General features: G+C 56.0%; 16 protein-coding genes and 1 pseudogene. 6 read left to right on the forward strand and 11 right to left on the reverse strand.

Features of this window, described 5'->3' with window-relative positions; translation table 11 throughout:
* The first annotated feature begins 211 nt into the window (after positions 1 to 211).
* Both katG and ubiK read left to right on the forward strand, forming a co-directional pair.
* Entirely contained in the window at positions 212 to 2,368 is a 2,157-nt protein-coding gene (gene katG / locus K0H63_RS17900) for a catalase/peroxidase HPI (protein WP_220065847.1), read from the forward strand.
* A 126-nt stretch (positions 2,369 to 2,494) separates the two neighbouring features.
* Positions 2,495 to 2,752, forward strand: coding sequence for a ubiquinone biosynthesis accessory factor UbiK (gene ubiK / locus K0H63_RS17905; RefSeq protein WP_011761378.1), 258 nt, complete (start codon positions 2,495 to 2,497; stop codon positions 2,750 to 2,752).
* Between the two features lie 66 nt (positions 2,753 to 2,818).
* On the opposite strand, the gene K0H63_RS17910 is transcribed toward ubiK, so the two are convergent.
* Both K0H63_RS17910 and K0H63_RS17915 read right to left on the reverse strand, forming a co-directional pair.
* Positions 2,819 to 3,403, reverse strand: coding sequence for a HupE/UreJ family protein (locus K0H63_RS17910; RefSeq protein ID WP_220065848.1), 585 nt, complete (start codon positions 3,401 to 3,403; stop codon positions 2,819 to 2,821).
* 28 nt (positions 3,404 to 3,431) lie between these two features.
* A complete protein-coding gene (locus K0H63_RS17915; RefSeq protein ID WP_011761380.1) occupies positions 3,432 to 3,740 on the reverse strand; it encodes a hypothetical protein in 309 nt (102 codons plus the stop codon).
* 280 nt (positions 3,741 to 4,020) lie between these two features.
* Here K0H63_RS17915 and creD point away from each other — a divergent pair, with 280 nt between their 5' ends.
* Together creD and K0H63_RS17925 are read left to right on the forward strand one after the other, a co-directional pair.
* The gene (creD, locus tag K0H63_RS17920) at positions 4,021 to 5,460 is read left to right on the forward strand and encodes a cell envelope integrity protein CreD (protein ID WP_220065849.1); all 1,440 of its coding nucleotides are present in this window, start codon (positions 4,021 to 4,023) and stop codon (positions 5,458 to 5,460) included.
* A gap of 148 nt (positions 5,461 to 5,608) precedes the next feature.
* Positions 5,609 to 6,391 carry a phosphatase PAP2 family protein gene (locus K0H63_RS17925; protein WP_220065850.1) on the forward strand — a complete coding sequence of 261 codons (783 nt, stop codon included), beginning with the start codon at positions 5,609 to 5,611 and terminating at the stop codon, positions 6,389 to 6,391.
* Here the strand turns inward: K0H63_RS17925 and K0H63_RS17930 are convergent.
* The 7 genes and pseudogenes from K0H63_RS17930 to ilvC form a co-directional block, all read right to left on the reverse strand.
* Complete coding sequence (locus K0H63_RS17930; protein WP_220065851.1) at positions 6,388 to 7,104, reverse strand: substrate-binding periplasmic protein; 717 nt, start codon at positions 7,102 to 7,104, stop codon at positions 6,388 to 6,390. The two genes, K0H63_RS17925 and K0H63_RS17930, sit on opposite strands and share 4 nt — an antisense overlap.
* A gap of 85 nt (positions 7,105 to 7,189) precedes the next feature.
* Positions 7,190 to 8,320, reverse strand: coding sequence for a pyridoxal-phosphate-dependent aminotransferase family protein (locus tag K0H63_RS17935; protein WP_220065852.1), 1,131 nt, complete (start codon positions 8,318 to 8,320; stop codon positions 7,190 to 7,192).
* A gap of 436 nt (positions 8,321 to 8,756) precedes the next feature.
* Complete coding sequence (gene ilvA, locus K0H63_RS17940) at positions 8,757 to 10,349, reverse strand: threonine ammonia-lyase, biosynthetic (protein WP_220065853.1); 1,593 nt, start codon at positions 10,347 to 10,349, stop codon at positions 8,757 to 8,759.
* Between the two features lies 1 nt (position 10,350).
* Positions 10,351 to 12,207: a dihydroxy-acid dehydratase gene (gene ilvD, locus K0H63_RS17945; RefSeq protein WP_220065854.1), complete on the reverse strand. Its 1,857-nt coding sequence runs from the start codon at positions 12,205 to 12,207 to the stop codon at positions 10,351 to 10,353.
* Between the two features lie 63 nt (positions 12,208 to 12,270).
* Positions 12,271 to 12,522 (reverse strand): acetolactate synthase 2 small subunit, encoded by a 252-nt coding sequence (gene ilvM, locus K0H63_RS17950; protein ID WP_220065855.1) that lies wholly within the window; start codon positions 12,520 to 12,522, stop codon positions 12,271 to 12,273.
* The gene (ilvG, locus tag K0H63_RS17955; protein ID WP_220065856.1) at positions 12,519 to 14,189 is read right to left on the reverse strand and encodes an acetolactate synthase 2 catalytic subunit; all 1,671 of its coding nucleotides are present in this window, start codon (positions 14,187 to 14,189) and stop codon (positions 12,519 to 12,521) included. Before ilvG ends, ilvM begins: the two co-directional genes overlap by 4 nt.
* Positions 14,190 to 14,966: 777 nt before the next feature.
* Positions 14,967 to 16,447, reverse strand: a pseudogene (ilvC, locus tag K0H63_RS17960) (ketol-acid reductoisomerase).
* Between the two features lie 215 nt (positions 16,448 to 16,662).
* On the opposite strand from ilvC, the gene ilvY reads away from it, so the two are divergent.
* Positions 16,663 to 17,541: an HTH-type transcriptional activator IlvY gene (gene ilvY, locus K0H63_RS17965; RefSeq protein WP_220065857.1), complete on the forward strand. Its 879-nt coding sequence runs from the start codon at positions 16,663 to 16,665 to the stop codon at positions 17,539 to 17,541.
* Positions 17,542 to 17,592: 51 nt separating this feature from the next.
* On the opposite strand, the gene paeA is transcribed toward ilvY, so the two are convergent.
* Positions 17,593 to 18,903, reverse strand: a complete 1,311-nt coding sequence (paeA, locus tag K0H63_RS17970; RefSeq protein ID WP_220065858.1) for a polyamine export protein PaeA — start codon at positions 18,901 to 18,903, stop codon at positions 17,593 to 17,595.
* An 80-nt stretch (positions 18,904 to 18,983) separates the two neighbouring features.
* Between paeA and K0H63_RS17975 the strand changes: the two genes are divergently transcribed.
* Positions 18,984 to 19,787 (forward strand): substrate-binding periplasmic protein, encoded by an 804-nt coding sequence (locus tag K0H63_RS17975; protein ID WP_220065859.1) that lies wholly within the window; start codon positions 18,984 to 18,986, stop codon positions 19,785 to 19,787.
* A gap of 62 nt (positions 19,788 to 19,849) precedes the next feature.
* On the opposite strand, the gene K0H63_RS17980 is transcribed toward K0H63_RS17975, so the two are convergent.
* Complete coding sequence (locus tag K0H63_RS17980; RefSeq protein WP_220065860.1) at positions 19,850 to 21,679, reverse strand: GGDEF domain-containing protein; 1,830 nt, start codon at positions 21,677 to 21,679, stop codon at positions 19,850 to 19,852.
* Between the last annotated feature and the right edge of the window lie 36 nt (positions 21,680 to 21,715).

Consider the following 21,715-nt stretch of genomic DNA (forward strand, 5'->3'; position numbering starts at 1 on the left):
TGCTAACGCTTAAATAACAGGTCGTTGCAATCGCTAAATGTGATTGGAAGCCGACTCTCCCCTCTACTAGTATGAGGAGGTCAATACAATGTGCAGCCAAAGGTGTCGGCGGCAAATGGCAGCTGAGTGACTCAGTTGCCCAGCCCCTGTCGATACCGTGTTTTCTGATGGAAGCCCTTAAACAGGGAATGGTACTAAGGAGAGCAGCAACATGAGTAATGAAGGCAAATGTCCGGTGATGCACGGTGGTGCAACCTCTGCCACCCAGGCAGACAACCACTGGTGGCCCAAGGCCCTGAACCTCGACATCCTCCACCAGCACGACAGCAAAACCAACCCCATGGCGCCGGGTTTTAATTACCGGGAAGCCCTCAAAGGCCTCGATGTAGAGGCGCTCAAACACGATCTCAAAGCCCTGATGACCGACAGCCAGACCTGGTGGCCAGCCGATTGGGGCCATTATGGCGGCCTGATGATCCGCATGGCGTGGCACTCGGCCGGCACCTACCGCATTGCCGACGGTCGCGGCGGTGGCGGCCATGGTGCACAGCGCTTCGCTCCGCTTAACTCCTGGCCTGACAATGGCAACCTCGACAAGGCGCGGCGCCTGCTGTGGCCCATCAAACAGAAATACGGCAACAAGCTGAGCTGGGCCGATTTGATGATTTTGGCGGGCAACATGGCCTATGAGTCCATGGGGCTGAAAACCTTCGGCTTTGCCTTTGGCCGCGAAGATATCTGGCATCCCGAGAAAGACACCTATTGGGGAGCAGAAAAAGAATGGCTTGCCCCCAGTGGCGGTGCAAACAGTCGCTATTCCGGGGTTCGCGATCTGCAAAACCCGCTGGCGGCGGTCATGATGGGGCTGATTTACGTTAATCCGGAAGGGGTGGACGGCAACCCAGACCCGCTGAAAACCGCCCAGGACATGCGCGTGACCTTTGCCAGAATGGCGATGAATGACGAAGAAACCGTGGCGCTGACCGCCGGTGGCCACACCGTGGGCAAGGCCCATGGTAATGGCAGCGCCGCCAATCTGGGGCCAGAGCCAGAGGCTGCCCCCCTGGAAGAACAAGGCTTTGGCTGGATAAATCATCAAAGCCGGGGCATAGGCCGCAACACAGTCACCAGCGGTATCGAAGGCGCCTGGACCACCCACCCCACCCGTTGGGACAACGGCTATTTCCATCTGCTGTTCAGCTACGACTGGGCGCTCACCAAGAGCCCGGCAGGCGCCTGGCAGTGGGAGCCGGTGAACATCAAGGAAGAAGACAAGCCGGTGGATGTGGAAGACCCCAGCATTCGCTGCAATCCCATGATGACAGATGCGGACATGGCGCTGAAGATGGACCCGGATTACCGCCGCATCGCCGAAAAATTTTATAACGATCCCGAGTATTTTGCCGACACCTTTGCCAGAGCATGGTTCAAGCTCACTCACAGGGATATGGGCCCCAAATCCCGCTACTTTGGCCCCGATGTGCCCGCTGAAGACTTGATTTGGCAAGACCCAGTTCCCAAGGGCAACAGCCAGTACGACCCGGAAGCTGTAAAAGCACGCATCGCCGCCACAGGGCTTGGTGCCGCCGAATTGGTTGCCACCGCATGGGACAGCGCCAGAACCTATAGAAATTCAGACAAGCGCGGCGGCGCCAATGGTGCCCGTATTCGCTTGTTGCCGCAAAAAGACTGGGCGGCCAATGAGCCCGCCAGACTGGCCAGGGTATTGGAACTGCTCACCCCCATTGCCAACGACATGGGTGTCAGCATCGCCGACACCCTGATACTGGGAGGTAACCTCGGTGTCGAGCTGGCTGCCAAGGCCGCCGGTTTCAATATCAAGGTACCTTTCATCCCAGGTCGCGGTGATGCCAGCCAGGCACAAACAGACATCGACTCCTTTGAGGTGCTCGAGCCACTGGCAGATGGCTTCCGTAACTGGCAACAGCAGGAGTTCGTGGTCACGCCGGAAGAAATGCTGCTCGACCGGGCACAACTGATGGGGCTCTCTGCGCCGGAAATGACAGTGCTGATTGGCGGCATGCGGGCCATGGCGGTCAACCATGGTGGCACGGCACATGGGGTGCTGACCGACAATCCCGGCAGCCTCAGCAATGACTTTTTCGTTAACCTCACCGATATGAGCTACAGCTGGAAGCCGGTCGCCAACAATCTCTATGAGATCTGCGAACGGGCCAGTGGCCAGAAAAAATGGACTGCCACCCGGGTCGATTTGGTGTTTGGCTCCAACTCGGTATTGCGCGCCTACGCCGAATACTATGCCCAGAACGACAACAAGGAGACCTTTGTGAAGGACTTCGTGGCCGCCTGGTGCAAGGTAATGAATGCTGACCGCTTCGATACCTAGGACAACTGTGCGCTCCTAGACTGACAACGCCTCCGTAAGGAGGCGTTTCATCATCTATAGCAGCACTTGGGCTTGAGCATTGGCTGGGGTACAATCGAGCCAATTCAAACCAAGGCGGAATGACAGATGCTGAACCCCAAAAAAATCGAAGACTTGGCCAAACAGCTCAGTGACAACCTTCCTTCTGGTCTCAAGCAGTTTGCCGGAGAAGTGGAAGAGCGCAGCAAGCAGGTATTGCAAAGCCAGTTGATGAAGCTCGACCTGGTATCCCGGGAAGAATTTGAGGTGCAGCAACATGTGCTGCTGCGTACCCGCGAAAAGCTGGAAGCGCTGCAAACCAAGGTCGAAGCCCTGGAAAAACTGTTGGAAGACAAGCAGGCCTGAGCCTGTCATTCAGGCTGACATATCAAAACGCCAGGCAATGCCTGGCGTTTTTCGTTGCCGACCCGCTTATCCCGGCAACACTGTGCCTATCAGGAACAGGGTGCCCATGGCAGCTATGCCTGCTCCGGTGATGCGGGTCAGTGGATAGCGGCGCTCTTTCATCGCCAGCAGTAAGCCGGTAAATACGCCGATAAGGTGTATCGTAGCTGTACCGAGGAGAAAGCCCAGCCCATACAACCAGGGACTCGCCAGTGTTGGCATTTCCATACCATGGGCATGACCATGGAATATGCCGAATATCGCTACCGCCAACATGGCAGGCCAAAGCGGCAGAGCACGGTTAAAGGCGATGGCGAGCCCAAGCAGCATTACCGACAAAGCAATCCCGGCTTCCACCAGGGGCAAGGCGATATCGGCTATACCAAGCACGGCACCAAGGGACATAAAACACAGGAAGGCGAGAGGCACCTGCCAGATGGCGTGCCTGCCAAGTCGGGTACTGACCATGCCCACACTGAGCATGGCCAGCAAATGATCCAACCCCAGCACAGGGTGGGAAAAACCGGCACCGAAGCCACCACCCAGAGCCACTTCATGGGCCGATGCACCGGCCGAAAACAGCAAACACCACAACCAAACTCCCTTTCTCATCGGGCCAGACTCCTTCAATGCTTTATGACTATGCGGCCAGATCGTAAATTTTTGCGGCGCCCTCCCAACCATTTTCCCTTGCTGACTCAATCAGATAATCAAGGTCAAGCTCACAGCCCTGAGGCATCTGCGCCTGTATGGCATCGATATGACAGTGGAACGTCTGAGTTTCGTCGGACCAGGCCACAGAGATCACGGGCTCGCTGTTGCCACTGGGCTCCACCAACTGTAAACCCACAAAGGGCACAAAAGGCAGGGTCAGTTTTTTTGACAGGAATGCCGCGCGTTTACGATCGAAACTGCGGATGGCCAGGGTAAATTGAACCTGAAAGCGCATCTTGGACCTCCTTAGCATTCCCGGGGCACAAGTGCGCACCCGGGCCACACCTGATGTCAGCATAGGCCAGTCGAGTCACCGTCGGGGTGACCCCGGTCAAATTTACTGCATCCTGTACTAACTTTAGTCAAGGATGACAGCTATTTGCACAATCGCTGCTTTCTACACCGCAATTGCCATAATTCTGCCACTATTGATCATTGGTCTGCCCCCCTGTTGAGGCCGGGTTCTGTTTCAATTACTGCAATCTCACCACGAACCAGACTGCAAGGAAGAACAGATGGCGGACATGTTTTTCGGCCTCATGGCGCTCGCGCTCCTCGGGGCCATTGGCTTTGGTACCTTTGTGGCCATTCGCGCCGGACTGACCCGGCTATACGGCAATACCGATAATCCTTTATTACTGAATCGGATCGCCCTCATTCTCAAGGGCTCACTCACCCTGATGCTGTGCCTGCTGGCCATCATTCCGCTGACGCTGGTGCAGGATCTGGCTTCAGACAGAGAGCGCCTGTACCGCGATGTGGTGCGGGACATAGGTCAGGCATGGGGTGAAGAGCAGGTTCTGGCGGGTCCCGTGTTGGTGCTTCCTTATCGTTATTCGGTGCTCACCGAAGAAACCAGCGCCGATGGCAGCCGCAAGCAGAGGCGCAGCAGTATTGAGGATGAGCTGCTTATCCTGCCCGAGCACCTGAAAATGAAGGCGAGCCTCAACCACGATTTCCGCGACCGCGGCATTTACCACTCGCTGGTGTATCAAAGCGGTGTTGAGGGGCAGGCGGAGTTTTCCCTGAATCTGCCCCTTATCAGCAATCTGGAAGCGTACGAATTTAATCGCGCCAGACTGGTGTTTGGTCTGTCTTCCAATCAGGCCATCGATGGGGTAGACAATTTTGTGGTCAGTGGCGATGGCTTGAGTTCCCACGGCTCACTGATGTCAGGCACCGGCCTGGCTCAGGAGGCACTTAGTCGGGGATTTCATCAACCTGTGCAGCTTGGACAAAACACAGCGCCCTTCAAAGTGGACTTTAAACTGCGCCTGCGGGGCTCACAGGGCATTGGGTTTCTGCCGCTTGGAGAAGATTCACGCTTCGAGCTCAATGCCGACTGGCCCCATCCCAGTTTCAATGGCATTTTGCCCGAAGCCCGTGAGATAAGCGCCAATGGCTTTAATGCCAACTGGCACATCAGCCACCTTAGCCGCAACTACCCACAAATCATGCGGGCGTCCCAACCAATGGATCTGATGGAGGCCCGGGCGCACACCCAGTTATTTGAACCCGTCACCCACTACGGCAAGGTGGAGCGCGCCATCAAGTATGGCCTGCTGTTTGTGGCCCTGACCTTTATTTTGCTGCTGATGTTTGAACTTGGGCAGGGACAAGCCTTGTCGGCCTTGCAATACCTGCTGGTTGGCGCAGCCATGACCCTGTTTTATTTGTTGCTACTGGCATTGTCGGAGCATTTGAGCTTTGGCCAGGCCTTTATGATTGCCGCAGCCGTGCCCGTGCTCAGCATTCCTGCCTATGTGGCCAGCGCCACCCAAAGTTATGTTCGCGGCAGCATCATGCTGGCCATGTTGCTCGGTCTCTATGGTCTGCTGTATTCCATTTTGCGGCTCGAAGACTATGCCCTGCTGATGGGCAGCACCCTCTTGGTCACCGTCCTGCTGGTACTCATGTACCTGACAAGACGCCAGGGAAAATGCCTGCAGGAATAAACCTAATGTCCAATTCATCCCTCGAGCCTTGAACATGAAGGACACGGCGGCCAAATACTTTGTGGTCGCCGTTTTTTTATTTTGAATTTCCGGGAGTTGATGGTTAGTCTGCCTGGATTGTTTTCACTGTTGCCTGAAAGGAATCTTGATGCAGCATACTTTGGCTCCGCGTTTTGACCGCCGCATTCGCCCTCTGCTCCTGCTCATCCTATGGCTGTTGCTGCTGGTGCCGGCAACTGTATTGACCCTGGCGCAGCTTCCCCTCTTCCCCTGGCTGCCATTGGACGGTGTCATTGCCGAACTTGTCTATGCCATCACCTTTACCGGCACAGCGCCCTGGGGCGCCATCAGCACGGCGGCAGTCATAGTGCTGGCCTTTATTCGTCTGTCACACCCACAGGCAATCAAATTACTGTTGGCGCTGGCGCTCTCACTCGGCAGCAGCCTCTGGCTCAACGAAAGCCTGAAGACCCACTTTAATGAGCCCAGACCCAATGTACTGTTCCTGGCCAAACACAAGCTGCTGGACACAGATGACTTTTACCGGCTTCACAAGGCCGAGCGCCGAGAGTTGATGACAGCGCTTTTTGCCAATGACGCTTCGGCTTTACCGCCCATGAGCCCCCACGTTGCAAAACACTGGCAGCAGGAAGTGGGGTTGTCGTTTCCCTCTGGCCACACCCTGTTTGCCACCATTCTGGCCCTGACCGCGAGCTGGTTTTTTATCGCCTCCGGACACTGGGGCACCTGTGTTCTTTTGGCTGTCTGGGCGTTGGCGATGGGCGGCTCGCGCATGCTGCTGGGTATGCACCATAGCCAGGATGTGATGGCAGCCACGGCGCTAGCGCTGCCGCTCTGCCTGTTGGGGATTTTAGTGGCAAGCTGGCTGGGCCCAAGACTATTCAGGACTCGTCAGCCTCAATCAGATTAATCGAGGAACTGTTTCACCAGAGCGTCGTAACGGCCGTTTTCACGGATTTTACTCAGTCCTTCATTGAAGGCATCACGCACGATGGAATTGCGGAACATCAGGCGATAGGCAGTTCGCGGAAACAGCTCGTGGATATCCAGGGCCTTCGACGTATCCAGCTCACTTGCCAGCCTGACGTTATTGGCCAAAAACACATACTTTTCAGCCACAGCCACATCAATACGCCCGAGATATAACATCTTGTTTTGATTCTCGGTGGTGTCGAGTTCGCGGTAGATAGTCTTTTTGCTCACCTTATAAAACTCGCCCCCCAGCAGTATGGAGGCATCATCAAAGGCGGCAATGCTTAAATTCTGCAAATCGGCAACCCGCTCGAGGCGGAGGTGCTTCTCGGCAAGACTGATGGCAACATTTTGATAATAGATATAAATATCAGAAGGATAACCGGTTAAATCCAGTGAACTATTCACCGTCATTATGCCGTCGAAACGTTCTTTTTCGTAGAAGAGCAACTGCCGTTTGCGGGAGTAAAACTTAAAGCTGGCTTCCATTCCCACGGCCGCAAAGGCAGCACGGATGATTTCCACTTCCAGCCCGGATTCGGCATCTTCCAAAATATAGGGAGGGCAATTTGAAGAGGCGCCAATGCTGATGGTAGAGGCATGTGCCCCGACCATCACCAAAAGCAGCCATAAAATCAAAGGTAAGCGCATAAAATCTCTTAGCATTATCACTGTCATTCACTATAGACACTGACAACCGAAGAGGCCAAAAACCCGCAGGTTTTGGCAGCGCGTATTACTGCAGCACCTCTTCCAGAGCCTTCAGGCAAATTGCCACATTTTCGGCCCGTGCGCCATAGCCCATGAGCCCAATTCGCCAGGCTTTTCCGGCCAGATCACCGAGTCCGGCACCAATTTCAAGGTTATACCCCTTAAGCAGCTGGCTGCGCACGGCGGCATCATCCACACCTTCTGGAATGTACACCGCATTGAGTTGCGGCAGGCGGTAAGCCTCATCCACCACAAAACCCAGCCCCAGCTTTTCGAGGCCGGCTTTAAGCAACTGATGCATCTTTTGATGTCTGGTCCAGGCGTTTTCAAGGCCTTCTTCCGCGAGCAGTCGCAACGACTCGTGCAGGGCATAAAGGGCATTAACCGGCGCCGTGTGGTGATACGCGCGCTTGCCACTGCCACCCCAATAGCCCATTACCAGAGTCTGATCCAAAAACCAGCTCTGCACCGGCGTCTTGCGGCTTTTAAGCTTTTCCACCGCCCTGGGAGAGAAGGACACAGGCGACAGGCCAGGTACACAGGACAGGCACTTCTGGCTGCCAGAATAAATGGCATCTATGCCCCACTCATCGACCCTGAGCTCAACCCCTCCAAGGGAGGTCACCGCATCCACAATCGACAGGCAGTTGTGTTCTCGGGCAAGCGCACACAGGGTTTTGGCGTCCGACAGTGCGCCCGTGCTGGTTTCGGCATGGACAAAGGCAAGAAATTTGGCATCGGGGTTAAGCTTCAGTACCCCTTCTACCACTTCTGGATCGACAGGTGCGCCCCAGGGGAAGTCCACCACCACGGCAATACCGCCGCAGCGCTCCACGTTCTGACGCATCCGCTCGCCAAACACCCCATTGCGGCATACAACAACCGTCTCACCAGGCTCCACCAGGTTTACAAAACAGGTTTCCATACCGGCACTGCCCGGAGCAGAAACCGCCAGTGTCACTTCGTTTCGGGTCTGAAAGGCATATTGCAGCAGCGCTTTGAGCTCATCCATCATGGCCACAAACAAGGGGTCCAGGTGGCCCACCGTGGGGCGCGACTGGGCCAGCAACACCTCGGGATACACATCAGAGGGGCCCGGGCCCATCAGAATACGGCGTGGCGGCATAAAGGGCGCTATCTTGGGAGCGGCTTGCATGGAAACTCCTTGTTGGTTGTCGCGGCAATGCCGCGCTGAGGTCATGGTTTTCTTGGCACTGAGGTCGTGAATCCTGGATTTTGGCGTTCAGAACCGAGCAATTACCCTAGCATATTCCGGATACTAAAACGCCCCTGCCTTGGTCTAAGGGAGGTTCGAATGAGCCCCATACACGCTCTGCACTGGCTTACCTTGCTGAATTTAGCTCTCGTTAATGACAAATAGGAACTGAGCTATGAATGCGCCGCTAACCACACCCTTGTAAGTCACGCCCAGGTAAGTCGCGCCCAAAGGGGCTTCGGAGGCTATAGTATTTCGTCGTTATTCAACTTCGACATGCCCCGGCATGCCTTCAGTTGAATGCCTCGAACTCCTATTGCCGCCAAAGCCAGAGCACGCAGGGACTCACTCACACCTCCCTAACGGGCTTTCCCACTTATTTACTGCCCAAAAACAAGCGGTAAGCCGGGCTGTGGGTTTCTTCCTGCCACACGAAGCCAAGCTCGGTGAGGAAGCGGCCAAAGGCTTCATGGTCGCCCTCCGGCACATCAAAGCCTGCCAGCACCCGCCCAAAGGCGGCGCCATGGTTGCGGTAGTGGAACAGGCTGATGTTCCAGCGACTGCCAAGGGTGGTTAAAAACTTAAGCAGCGCCCCCGGATACTCGGGAAACTCGAAGCTCAGCAGCCGCTCACTCAAAGGCTCTGTGGGGTGGCCACCCACCATATAACGCACGTGCAACTTAGCGGTTTCATCATTGGTGAGGTCCTGCACCTCGAAGCCACCTGAGGTGAGCGACGCGATTATCTCTTTCAGTTCCTGCTGACCACCGGAGAGCCGGATACCGGCAAACACCACGGCGCTGTCGCGGCCAGAGAAGCGGTAATTAAACTCGGTCATGGCGCGCTTGCCCAAAAGCTCGCAAAACTTAAGGAAGCTGCCGGGCACTTCGGGCACCTTCACCGCGAGCACCGCTTCTTTTTGCTCGCCAAGCTCGCAGCGCTCAGACACGTATCTGAGGCTATGGAAATTCACATTGGCGCCACTCAGGATGGCGGCCACCTTGCGGGTAGGTGTGCCAGCCTCAGCAAGAGCAGGCGTAGCCTGTGCCAGGTATTTTTTAAGCCCCGCCAGCGACAAGGCACCGGCAGGCTCAGCGATGGCACGGGTATCTTCGAAGATATCCTTCACCGCGGCGCAGATTTCATCTGAGCTCACGGTAACCACCTCATCCACATAGTGTTTGGCGATTCGAAAGGGCTCGGCGCCGATGCGCTTAACCGCCACGCCGTCGGCAAAGAGGCCCACTTGAGACAGTGTCACAGGCTCGCCCGCAGCCATGGCTGCCTTAAGACAAGCGGCATCTTCTGGCTCGACCCCGATGATCTTCACAGACGGGCGCACCGCCTTGTAGTAAGCGGCAATACCAGCCACCAGACCGCCACCGCCCACGGGCACAAATACCAGCTCCAGATCCCGCTGCTGCTGCAACATTTCCTGGGCCACCGTGCCCTGTCCGGCAATCACAGCCTCATCATCGAAGGGGGCGATATAGACCCGTCCCTCGGTTTGCGCCAGATGCTGGGCATGGGCGTTGGCCTGATCGAATGACTCTCCGTGCAAGAGCACATTACCGCCACGGCGACGCACCGCATCGATTTTGATGTCCGGCGTAGTGGTGGGCATGACTATCACAGCATCCACACCGCGGCTTGAGGCCGACAGCGCCACGCCCTGGGCATGGTTACCGGCCGAGGCACATACCACACCGCGTTCGCATTCAGCCTGAGTCAGCTGCGAAATGCGGTTGTAGGCACCGCGCAGCTTGAAGGAGTGCACCGGCTGCATGTCTTCACGCTTTAAATAAATCTCCTGCCCCAGGCGCGCCGACAGCTTGCCCATGTGGGACAGGGGCGTCACCTTGGCCACGTCATACACGGACGAAAGCAGGATTTTTTGCAGATAATAATGAGCAAGATCCACAGGCTTCACCTCTGATTTATGAGTATCACTACCAGCAAAATCCAGCATCTCAGCCCTCCAGTTTGGAGACATCGCGCACCGCGCCCTTATCGGCACTGGTGGCGAGCATGGCGTATGCCTTAAGCGCCATGGACACAGGGCGAACCCGTGAGAGTGGTTTCCAGGCCAGCGGCCCTTTGGCGTTCATGGCTGCGCGGCGGCTTTCGAGCTCGGCGTCGCTCACCAGCAGTTTGATGCTGCGGCCAGGGATATCGATATCGATACGGTCGCCATTTTCAATCAGGCCTATGGTGCCGCCGGAGGCCGCCTCGGGGGACACGTGGCCGATGGACAGCCCCGAGGTGCCGCCGGAAAAGCGACCGTCGGTGATAAGTGCGCACTGGGTGCCAAGGCCCCGTGACTTTAAGTAACTGGTTGGGTAGAGCATTTCCTGCATGCCGGGGCCGCCCTTGGGGCCTTCATAGCGAATAACCACCACGTCACCTGCCACCACTTCGCCGCCAAGGATGCCGGCGACTGCGTCTTCCTGGCTCTCGTATACCCGCGCCACACCGCTGAACTTAAGATTGGAGTCATCCACCCCGGCTGTCTTAACGATACAGCCGTTTTCGGCCAGATTGCCCGACAATACCGCCAGGCCACCTTCCTGACTGAAGGCAAACTCACGGCTGCGGATACAGCCTTCGCGGCGATCATCATCCAGGGTGTCCCAACGGCAGGACTGGCTGAAGGCACGGGTCGTGGGGATGCCCGCAGGACCTGCGCGGAAAAATTCGTGCACTTTTTGGTCTTTAGTCAGCACCACATCGAAGCGCTCGAGCACAGATTTCAAGGTGCCATCTTCCGAGGCCACGTGGTTTACGTCTGTGTGCAGCAATCCGGCGCGGTCCAGCTCACCCAGAATCGCCATCACACCACCGGCGCGGTGCACATCTTCCATATGGTATTTGGGCGTGGAGGGCGCCACCTTGCACAGGTGCGGCACCTTGCGGCTGATGCGGTCGATATCGGCCATGGTGAAATCCACCTCGGCCTCCTGGGCCGCCGCCAGCAGGTGCAACACGGTATTGGACGAGCCGCCCATGGCCACATCCAGCGCCATGGCGTTTTCAAAGGCCTTGAAAGAAGCAATGGCGCGGGGCAGCACAGAGGCGTCATCTTCGCCATAGTAACGCTTGGCAAGCTTCATCACCCGGCGACCGGCTTCGAGGAACAGCTCACGGCGATCTGCATGGGTCGCCAGCATGGAGCCGTTGCCCGGCAGTGACAGCCCCAGCGCTTCGGTGAGGCAGTTCATGGAGTTGGCGGTAAACATACCGGAGCAGCTGCCGCAAGTCGGGCAGGCACTGCGCTCGATTTTCTCGCTGTCGGCATCGCTTATGCGGTCGTCCGCTGCCGCCACCATGGCATCCACCAAATCCAGCTTAATGAGCTTGTCCGACAGCTTGGTTTTGCCCGCTTCCATGGGCCCGCCGGAAACAAACACCACAGGAATGTTGAGGCGCAGCGCCGCCATCAGCATGCCGGGGGTGATTTTGTCGCAGTTGCTGATACACACCAGCGCATCGGCGCAGTGGGCGTTGACCATGTACTCCACGCTGTCGGCAATCAGCTCGCGGGATGGCAGCGAATAGAGCATGCCGCCGTGGCCCATGGCGATGCCGTCATCCACGGCAATGGTATTGAATTCTTTGGCGATGCCGCCCGCTTCTTCGATGGCCGAGGCCACCAGTGAGCCCATGTCTTTTAAGTGCACATGGCCGGGCACAAACTGGGTAAAGGAGTTGGCAATGGCGATGATAGGCTTGCCGAAGTCGGTATCTTTCACGCCGGTGGCACGCCACAGAGCGCGGGCTCCCGCCATGTTGCGGCCTTCGGTACTGGTGGCGGAACGTAATTTAGCCATTGAAACTTCCTTTGCTTTTTAAATTTTTCGATGGAAACAGAATATCTTACTTATGTATTGAGATCAGGCACTGACCGACTGCGGCATGGCGGGCTGCATTACATGACAACCGGTCACATCCACCAGCTTGCAAAGCTGGTTGCTTAAAAGCTCAATGCCCCGCTCGCTTGAGACCGACAGCGACAGATATACGCTCTCATCCCCCAGACGCATATTCATGTTGGTCAGGGTAAAGCCCCTGTGGCGAACAACCCTCAGCACACGCTCAACCACTTCGGGACGCTGTGCCATGGTGACTTCCAGATTATGGTTCATGTGCTTCTCTCCATTTCTTCCATCATATCGCTGTTGGAGGCACCCGGCGGAACCAGGGGCCAAACGTTAAAGGCATCATCTATGGCCACATGCAGGAGGTAAGGCCCCTTGCTGGTGAGCATTTCGGTCAAGGCTTCTTCCACCTCTTCGGCAGCAAAAATGGTGCGGCCGGGGATCTCAAAGGCAGACGCCAGTGCAACAAAGTCCGGGTTGTCCGACAGGTTGGTCTCGCTGTAGCGCTCTTCAAAAAACAGCTGTTGCCACTGCTTCACCATACCCAGACGCTGGTTGTCGATAAGCAGGATTTTCACCGGCAGCTTACGGCGCTTAATGGTGGTCAACTCCTGCACGTTCATCATGAAGGAGCCATCGCCGGACACGGCCACCACTGTGGCATCGGGGCGGGCCATCTGGGCGCCGATGGCGGCAGGCAAGCCAAAGCCCATGGTGCCAAGGCCGGCACTGGACAGATGATCTTCAGGGCGACGGAAATGCATATGCTGGGCAACCCACATCTGGTGCTGACCCACATCGCAGCTCACCACGCTGTCTTCCGGCAGCTTGTTGGCCAGGCGGCGCAGCATGGCGGGGGCGTAGATAAGGCTGCCGGGATGGTTATAGTCCCAGCGATTGGCCTCGGCCAGGGATTCCACTTCGCTGCACCAGGGGGCGATATCCAATTCCATTTCAAGCCTTGGCAGCACAACACGCAGCTCGGCGGCAATGGCCACATCGGGCTGGCGCAGCTTGCCCAGCTCGGCGGCATCTATATCCAGATGGAGCACCCTGGCATTGGGGGCAAAGGAGGCCAGACGACCGGTCACACGGTCATCGAAACGGGCGCCGACCACCATCAGGAGATCGCATTCCTGCACCGCAAGGTTAGCGGCCTTGCCGCCGTGCATGCCCAGCATGCCGAGGTACCCCGGGGTGCCATGTGGGATGGCACCAAGGCCCTTGAGGGTAGCAACCGACGGCATATTGGTGGCCTTGATAAAGCGGCGCAGCGGCTCGACGGCGCCTGCCATGCCCACACCGCCGCCCACGTACAGCATGGGCTTTTTGGCCGCCGCTATCAGGGCGCGGGCGGCAGCTATGTCGGCATCCAGCACTTCTGGCTCATCGGCTACAGCCAACAGCGGCGCACGATATTCAAGCTGGGCGATTTGGATGTCTTTTGGGATGTCCACCAGCACAGGGCCGGGGCGGCCAGAGGCGGCAAGTTCAAAGGCGCGGTACAGGGTGGGCACCAGCTCATCGATACTCTGCACCATAAAGCTGTGCTTGGTGCAGGACAGGCTCATACCGAGCACATCGATTTCCTGAAAGGCATCGGTACCAATCACGGCGGTGGATACCTGCCCCGTGATGGCCACCACAGGCACGGAATCCAACAGAGCATCGGCAAGGGCGGTGATGAGGTTGGTGGCGCCGGGGCCCGAGGTGGCAAAACACACACCGGTTTTGCCACTGGCACGGGCATAGCCCACGGCAGCGAAGCCTGCACCCTGCTCGTGGCGGCACAGGGTGTGTTCGACCTCACTGCCGTAAAGCGCATCGTAGATGGGCATGATGGCGCCACCGGGATAACCGAATACCGTGTTCACCCCATGGGCGGCCAATACCTTGATGACTGCGTCAGCCCCTCTCATCGTCTGTCCTTCCATCTAATTTCCTGCCCTGCGCCTGTACGCGAGTTTTTAAATGCCCTGAAACGAGAAACCCCCCGGTCCTTTCGGAGCGGGGGGCTTTTCTGCAACTTCTTTCCTGGATTAGGTCTGTCAGTTTGCCATGCGCCGTCCCCGCTGTGATTTAATAATCACTACGGTAATAATCACGAGAATGAGCTTGGCAGCCTGGTTAAACACGTTTGACAGAGTCCTTAATCAACTTGCGTATTCGTTTCTGATGTCGCCTTTTTAAGCGAGCTTTAAGAATTAGCACAAAGCTTACCGGCTTTACAACAGAAAATTTGCATTCCAAAAAAAGATTCAGCTTCCCTGCCGAGACAATGCAAACAACAACAGAAAAAGTATCGAGTTTAGGAAGGTGCGAACAAGTCCTCGCACAGCTCTGGCTTTGATAGCGACGACAGTTCAAGGCATTCAACTGAAAGCATGGCTGGGCGCCCCCGCCGTCCTGCTGAAGTTGAATAACGCCGAAATGGTGTTGCTATTAAAGCCCCGTAGGGCGTGGCTTACAGCGGTATCTGCGACGTTACAGTTCTTGCGAAGGACTAGGGCTATTCGCTGCGAACTGTGCCTTGCATCTATCCACTGTAAGCTCACGCAGAGCAAGCACGGGACTTATTCTCACCTTCCTTAGGCCACAAGCTCAGGCCTCTCGGCCAGCGGCAGTTGTGACCACTCAACACAACTGTTGCTTTATTGCATTTGTTGCAACCGGGCTGTTGGCTCCTTGAACGGCCCGGTATGGTGCCCCTGTTACTGGGCAGCGCTGATGCGCTTCATGTCTTTCATGTAGCCGCGCAGTTCCTCGCCGATGTACTCAACGGCGGTGTTGCGGATGGCTTGGTTCACTTCAATCAAACGCACGTTATCCACGGCATTGCTGCTGTCTTTCAGCCCTCCACCCAGGTACTCGGCAGACATGGATTTTACATAGTCACGCAGCAGAGGTACGGCAGCATGATTGAACAGATAGCAGCCATATTCGGCGGTATCTGAAATCCCACGTTCATCTCGTACAGACGCTTACGGGCGATGGTGTTGGCGATCAGCGGCGTTTCGTGCAGCGACTCGTAATAGGCTGATTCTTCGATGATTCCGGCGTCAACCATGGTATCGAACGCCAGCTCTACACCGGCCTTGATCATGGCCACCAGGAAGATGCCCTTGTCGAAGTAAGTCTGCTCGTCGATATGCTCATTGCTGCTTGGTGCATTCTCAAACGCAGTCTCGTTGGTTTCGGCGCGCCAGCGAAGCAGATTGGCATCGTCGTTGGCCCAGTCAGCCATCATCACGCGGGAGAATTCACCGCTGATGATGTCATCCATGTGCTTCTCGAACAGAGGTGCCAGAACGCCTTTCAATTCTTCAGCCATATCAAAGGCTTTTATTTTGGCTGGGTTAGACAGGCGATCCATCATATTGGTGATACCGCCCTGCTTGAGCGCTTCGGTGATGGTCTCCAGACCCTGCTGGATAAGCTTGGCGGCATAACCAGGCTCAACACCGTCGGCCACCATTTTCTCGTAACCGAGGATGGCTGAGGTTTGCAACATGCCACACAGGATGGTCTGCTCGCCCATCAGATCCGATTTCACTTCGGCAATGAATGACGAGTGCAGTACACCGGCACGGTCGCCGCCGGTGGCGCTGGCATAGGCCTTGGCGATTTCCAGACCGTCACCGCGTGGGTCGTTCTCTGGGTGAACCGCAATCAGGGTAGGAACCCCGAAACCGCGCTTGTATTCTTCGCGCACTTCGGTGCCGGGACACTTGGGCGCCACCATCACAACCGTGATATCGGGACGAACCTGCATGCCTTCTTCAACGATGTTGAAGCCGTGGGAGTATGACAGGGTCGCGCCCTGCTTCATCAGCGGCATTACAGTGTTAACTACGTTGGAGTGCTGCTTATCCGGCGTCAGGTTCAGTACCAGATCGGCCTGTGGGATCAGCTCTTCGAAAGTACCTACGGTGAAACCGTTGTCGGTGGCTTTCTTCCAGGAAGCACGCTTTTCAGCAATGGCCTCAGCGCGCAGGGCGTAGGAGATATTCAGGCCAGAGTCGCGCATGTTCAGACCCTGGTTCAGGCCCTGGGCGCCACAGCCGAGGATAACGATATTCCAGCCCTTGATGTAGTCACAGCCGTTTTCAAACTCGCTGCGATCCATAAAACGGCACTGGCTCAGCTGGGCCAGCTGCTGACGTAAATTCAATGAGTTAAAGTAGTTAGCCATAGTGAATACCACTTATCCTTCGTCAATTGGGTTCAAACAATCAGTGTGACCTTAATATCATCAACCGATTGTGATTGAACTCACTATAGAACAGAGATAGCATTGCTCAAAATGATATAAACGAAACTTTATATTTCAATTTTTGCAACAAACTTACCCCGGTAAGGTTTTGATGTGACGTCCGGAACGGCTGTCATGATGCCTGTGAGGTTGGCATGGATATTCGCGAAATAAAGCTGTTTTTAAACCTGTGTGACACATTGCAGTTTGCCCGCACCGCCGAGCAGATGCATGTGAGCCCTTCCACCTTAAGCCGTGCCATGCAGCGGCTGGAAGAGGAAGCCGGTACCCGACTGTTTGAGCGCGACAATCGCAGCGTCAGCCTGACCTCGGCCGGTGTGGAATTTCGCCGCTTCGCCCAGGACATGATGAATGGCTGGGAGCAGCTGATAAGCCGTATCGACCCCAATCAGCAACAGCTCAAGGGCAGGCTGAATCTCTACTGCTCTGTTACCGCGGCCTACAGCCATTTGCCCAAGCTACTGGACAGATTTCGCCGGGAACACCCGCTGGTGGAAATCGTGCTCAATACCGGTGATGCCGCCAATGCCGTGGGCGAGGTGCAACAAAACCGCGCCGACATCGCCATTGCAGCCTTGCCGGAGCCCTTTCCCGATAACCTGCATTTTTCGCCGATTGAAACCATTCCCCTGAGTATCATTGCGCCCCAGGTGGCGTGCCGAGCACGGGAGCTTTTGGCCGAAGAGACCATCCCCTGGGACAAGCTGCCCTTTATCATTCAGGACCATGGTCCCGGCAGGCGCCGCGCCGATGCCTGGTTCAAGGCCATGGGGATCAATGCCAATATCTACGCCAAGGTATCGGGGCACGAGGCCATTATCTCCATGGTGGCGCTGGGCTGCGGCGTGAGTATCACCCCGGAAGTGGTGATTCAGCACAGTCCGGTGCGCGACCGCATAGCGCTTATTCCAAGCCCGGTGGCCATAGCGCCATTTGAACTGGGATGCTGCTGCAAGGCCAAACGCCGCAACGACCCGCTGATCGCCGCCTTTCTCGATTGCATCGACTATTGAAAGCCTGCCATGAAAAAGGCCGCATCATGCGGCCTTTTGTTATCCTGCGGTTTACTGATCCTCAGCACCCGGCGGCAATTCCACCTTGGTCACCAGCAACTGATCCACCTTGTATGAGTCGATATCGACCACTTCAAACTTGTAACCGGCATAGACCACAAAATCGGTGCGACGGGGAATTTTTCGCAGCATAAACATAATGAAGCCTGCAATGGTTTCGTAGTTCTGGCTCTGGGGAAAACTGTCGATGCCAAAGGCACGCATCACGTCGGTGATGGGCGTTACCCCATCCACCAGCCATGAGGACGCATCACGGGCCACGATTTGCTCTTCCCCTTCGGCCAGCGACCAGGTGCCCATCACGGCGCTTTGCAGGTCGTTAAAGGTCACCACCCCCAGCACCAGCGCGTATTCATTGAGCACCACAGCAAAGTCGACCCTGTTATTGCGGAAGTAATCCAGCGCCTCCGACAGGCTCAGGGTATCCGGGATAATGGGGCAGCTCTGCACCAGTGACGGGTCTTTCAGATTCAATGTCTGGCCGCTTATCACCTTGATAAGTAAGTCCTTGGAGTCCACATAGCCCTTGATGGCATCCAGCTGACCATCACAGAGCAGAAACTGGCTGTGGGGATCGGCAGCAATTTTACGTTTGATGTCTTCCTCGGTGTCGCTTTGCAGGAAGAACACCAGGCTCTCCCTTGGTGTCATGGCAGACGTCACAGGAACGCTCTGCATTTCAAACACGTTCTCCATCATCTGCTGCTCACCCTTGTCGATAACACCGGCTTCGGCACCGGCATCCATCACCGCGTAGATATCATCCTCAGTGATGGCATCGTTACGCTCCGTGGGGATCCTGAGCATACGGAACAGGCCATTGGCCAGGCCGTTGAACACCCACACCAGAGGGCGCAGCACCGTAATGCAAAGGCCCATGGCTCCCACCAAAGACACGGCAACCCGCTCTGGCATAGCCATGGCGATACGCTTCGGCATCAGGTCTGCCAGCAAAATAAACAGGCTGGTCACCAGCATAAAGGACAAGATAAAACTGAATTGACCCAGCCACTGAGCCGGCACCATGCCATCGAGCAAGGCCATGATGTGGGGGGTAAAGGCCGACTCCCCCACAATGCCGCCCATGATGGCCACCGCATTGAGGCCTATCTGTACCACGGTAAAGAAGCTGCCGGGGTGGGCCTGCAGCTCAAGTACCTTTCGGGCCTGCTCATTGCCTTCTTCGGCCAGCTGTCGCAGCCGAATTTTACGGGAGGCCGCCAGGGCGATTTCCGACATGGAAAAAAAACAACTGATGCCAATAAGCATCAGAATAATCAAACTATTTTCAAAGAAACTCATTTTTCAATCCGTCCTGCAACTGAGGCAATACGCAGATATCTTGCTATACTCAGGGGTGCGGCTAAAGCCGGAGGGGAGTTATGTTTAAGCTATTATATACGCTCGTGTTTTGCAGCTTTGTGACCCTGTTCTCGACCACTGCCAATGCCCAGAACGAGTCCCCCTTGGTGTTTTGTGTCGAATCCACAGAGTTTCCGCCATTCAACTACTTTGTCCGGGATGGAAAACAAAAGACAGAGACCCTTGCCGGTTACGACATCGAGGTGCTCAAACACGTTTTTGAAGATATTCCCTATGAAGTGATAGCCCTACCCTGGCGGCGCTGCCTGATGTCATTGACAACAGGGGCCGTTGACGCTGCCATGAGTGCCTCAATGAATGATCAGCGCCGCAAAGATTATATCTCATCAGCCCCCTATTATTACCTGACACCGGGGTATTTTTTTCTGAAACAAAACAGTGACGCTCCGGCCGAGGTCGCTGCAGCCGAAGACCTCTGGCGATACGGTGGTATCTGTGGCCTTGGCGGCCATAACTACGCCAACTTCGGACTGGCGGCAGAAAAGGATCTGATGCGCATGGCGAGTTACGAACAGCTGGCGGAAACCCTGAAAATGGGTCGCTGTCGTTTTTATCTGGACCGGTTGGAATTGCTCGCCCCCAAGATGGCGTTGATGAACAACCCTCCCTTGCCGCCTTTGGAGAAAGGCCTGATTAACGGCGCCGCCGCCGAGCCTTTTTATGTGCTGATCTCCCGCAAAAGCACACGCGGCAATGAACTCAAACGCCTATTTGATGAACGAATTGCCACCCTCAGGGCATCCGGCAAGCTGGCACACATCCTGGAACAGGCAAGCAGGCAGTTGGAACCTGCCCCCCGTTAAATCCTTTGGTTATGGCCCCAGCCGGAAACAAAGCACATCATCGCCCAATGCAAGGGACGCGCTCAGGAAGACACAATCAACTGCGGCTTTGGACTAACCCGGCCATTGATAACAGCAAGGTTGCGCCCCTGCTGCTTGGCCAGATAAAGACTGGCATCGGCCTGACTCAGGGCATCGCGGACATTGCTGCAATTATCCAGATTTACCGCGCCCAAACTCAGGGTCACTATGCCGAAATGCGATCCTTTGTGCTCTATGGCAAGATTGCGGACATGGGTAAGCAGCCCGTCGCATAGTGCCTCAAGCTCATCTGCGCTCATCACGGGGGCTATCAGAGCAAACTCCTCTCCCCCAATCCGCGCCAGCAGGGCACTGTCTTGCAAAAGCGCTTGAAGTTCCACTGCCAGTTTTTTCAATACATCGTCACCGGCCACATGGCCATAGGTATCGTTGTAGCCTTTAAAAAAGTCCACGTCAGCCATCAGGAGTACGCCCCCCTGTTCAAGCTGCATCGATAAGCGATCGGTAAAGGGGCGACGGTTGGTGAGGCCTGTCAACGGGTCTGTCTCTGCCTCTCTGGCAAGCTGCATATTGGCCCGAAGCAATTCCTGTTGCAGCTCAAACATCCGGCTCTCGTGCCGCTCCCTGAGCCACAGCTCATTCAGTGCCGAGGCAAATTGGGTCAGTATGTGGGTCTTATCCGCGGTCCAATTCAGCGGTCCCCGGCGATTGGCCACAGACAGCACCCCCAGCAGGGTGTCACCATCGGCAATGGCAAACCCAGCCGCAGAGACAATACCCACTTGTTTCATATAGCGGTATTCCTGGGGAGAGGATTCCTTCAGGTTTTCGATATCCTCAATGACCAACGTATGACTGTGGCCAAATTTTTGTTTGAGTAACGGCAGGTTATCTATGACCAACTCACTGGCGGGCGTATCTGATTCGTTGGATGACCAAAAACTGCGATAGATGGCCTTCCCCCTCACAAACTCAAGCACACTGACCCGCTCAACGCCCAATAAGGCGCCAAGCTCACGGGTGAAATGATTCAGCTCTTTGCTGGCATCGGCACTGGTGGCCGCCAGAAACTGCAGACTCACCTTGGCCAGCAGACTGTTGGCATTGGCAAGCCAGGTCAGCTGGGAGTCCTGTGCCGCGACGGTATGGCTCAGCGCCCTGCCTCTTCTTGCCAACTGGCGCTGCTGCATGCGGATAAGCGCCAGATCGGATCTGAGTCTGTGGTACATGGCTTCAAGCGCCCGGCCTACCGAGCCTATTTCATCCTGATCATTGGCAGGCCAAAAGGGCTTATGGATACGCTCGCCATTGGCCAAACTCACGGTATTGGCAAAGGCCGATAAACGGGCAAGACGCCCAATCACCAGATGTTTGAGCAGCGACAGAATTACGAATGCCATGACCAGGGTTTTAATGCCGTTTCCCAGCACCAAAAACACCATCTGCTGCCACAGCATCCGATAGATTTCGCTGTTGCTGAGTACTACCCGCAGTGTGGCAACAGGCTGCTGTTCGTACATCACGGGCATTTCAATCCGGGCGTTGGGATTGGTCTGCGCCGAATGGGCCGCATTATCCGATTGCACAGTGAAACCATCGAGACTGGACAACTCAACCAAGCTGACAGCAGGCAAGCGCGAGACCGCCAATACCAGATCATTCAGCAGCGGCCTGTCGGCATCCCACAACGCCTGGGCAATAGACGGCAATATCAGCTCGCTGTAACCACGAATTTCAGCCTTGGCGTTGTCCACAGCCCCCAGATAGTTCCACACAAACTGGATAAGCATGGTGACAAGTGCCAGCAGCGTGCTGACACCAATGATCATACCTGTCACCTTGCTGCTGATGGAATGTACGCGGGAGCTCAACAGTTCACCTTTTTTCTAATGAGATCGACGTCGGAA

This window comes from Shewanella zhangzhouensis (genome assembly GCF_019457615.1).
GTDB classification, from domain to species: Bacteria; Pseudomonadota; Gammaproteobacteria; order Enterobacterales; family Shewanellaceae; genus Shewanella; species Shewanella zhangzhouensis.

What these genes read in the sequence shown, in the direction of transcription:
- katG (WP_220065847.1), top strand. Translation starts at nt 212, where the DNA reads ATGAGTAATGAAGGCAAATGTCCGGTGATGCACGGTGGTGCAACCTCT.
- ubiK (WP_011761378.1), top strand. Translation starts at nt 2,495, where the DNA reads ATGCTGAACCCCAAAAAAATCGAAGACTTGGCCAAACAGCTCAGTGAC.
- K0H63_RS17910 (WP_220065848.1), bottom strand. Translation starts at nt 3,403, where the DNA reads ATGAGAAAGGGAGTTTGGTTGTGGTGTTTGCTGTTTTCGGCCGGTGCA.
- K0H63_RS17915 (WP_011761380.1), bottom strand. Translation starts at nt 3,740, where the DNA reads ATGCGCTTTCAGGTTCAATTTACCCTGGCCATCCGCAGTTTCGATCGT.
- creD (WP_220065849.1), top strand. Translation starts at nt 4,021, where the DNA reads ATGGCGGACATGTTTTTCGGCCTCATGGCGCTCGCGCTCCTCGGGGCC.
- K0H63_RS17925 (WP_220065850.1), top strand. Translation starts at nt 5,609, where the DNA reads ATGCAGCATACTTTGGCTCCGCGTTTTGACCGCCGCATTCGCCCTCTG.
- K0H63_RS17930 (WP_220065851.1), bottom strand. Translation starts at nt 7,104, where the DNA reads ATGCGCTTACCTTTGATTTTATGGCTGCTTTTGGTGATGGTCGGGGCA.
- K0H63_RS17935 (WP_220065852.1), bottom strand. Translation starts at nt 8,320, where the DNA reads ATGCAAGCCGCTCCCAAGATAGCGCCCTTTATGCCGCCACGCCGTATT.
- ilvA (WP_220065853.1), bottom strand. Translation starts at nt 10,349, where the DNA reads ATGCTGGATTTTGCTGGTAGTGATACTCATAAATCAGAGGTGAAGCCT.
- ilvD (WP_220065854.1), bottom strand. Translation starts at nt 12,207, where the DNA reads ATGGCTAAATTACGTTCCGCCACCAGTACCGAAGGCCGCAACATGGCG.
- ilvM (WP_220065855.1), bottom strand. Translation starts at nt 12,522, where the DNA reads ATGAACCATAATCTGGAAGTCACCATGGCACAGCGTCCCGAAGTGGTT.
- ilvG (WP_220065856.1), bottom strand. Translation starts at nt 14,189, where the DNA reads ATGGAAGGACAGACGATGAGAGGGGCTGACGCAGTCATCAAGGTATTG.
- ilvY (WP_220065857.1), top strand. Translation starts at nt 16,663, where the DNA reads ATGGATATTCGCGAAATAAAGCTGTTTTTAAACCTGTGTGACACATTG.
- paeA (WP_220065858.1), bottom strand. Translation starts at nt 18,903, where the DNA reads ATGAGTTTCTTTGAAAATAGTTTGATTATTCTGATGCTTATTGGCATC.
- K0H63_RS17975 (WP_220065859.1), top strand. Translation starts at nt 18,984, where the DNA reads ATGTTTAAGCTATTATATACGCTCGTGTTTTGCAGCTTTGTGACCCTG.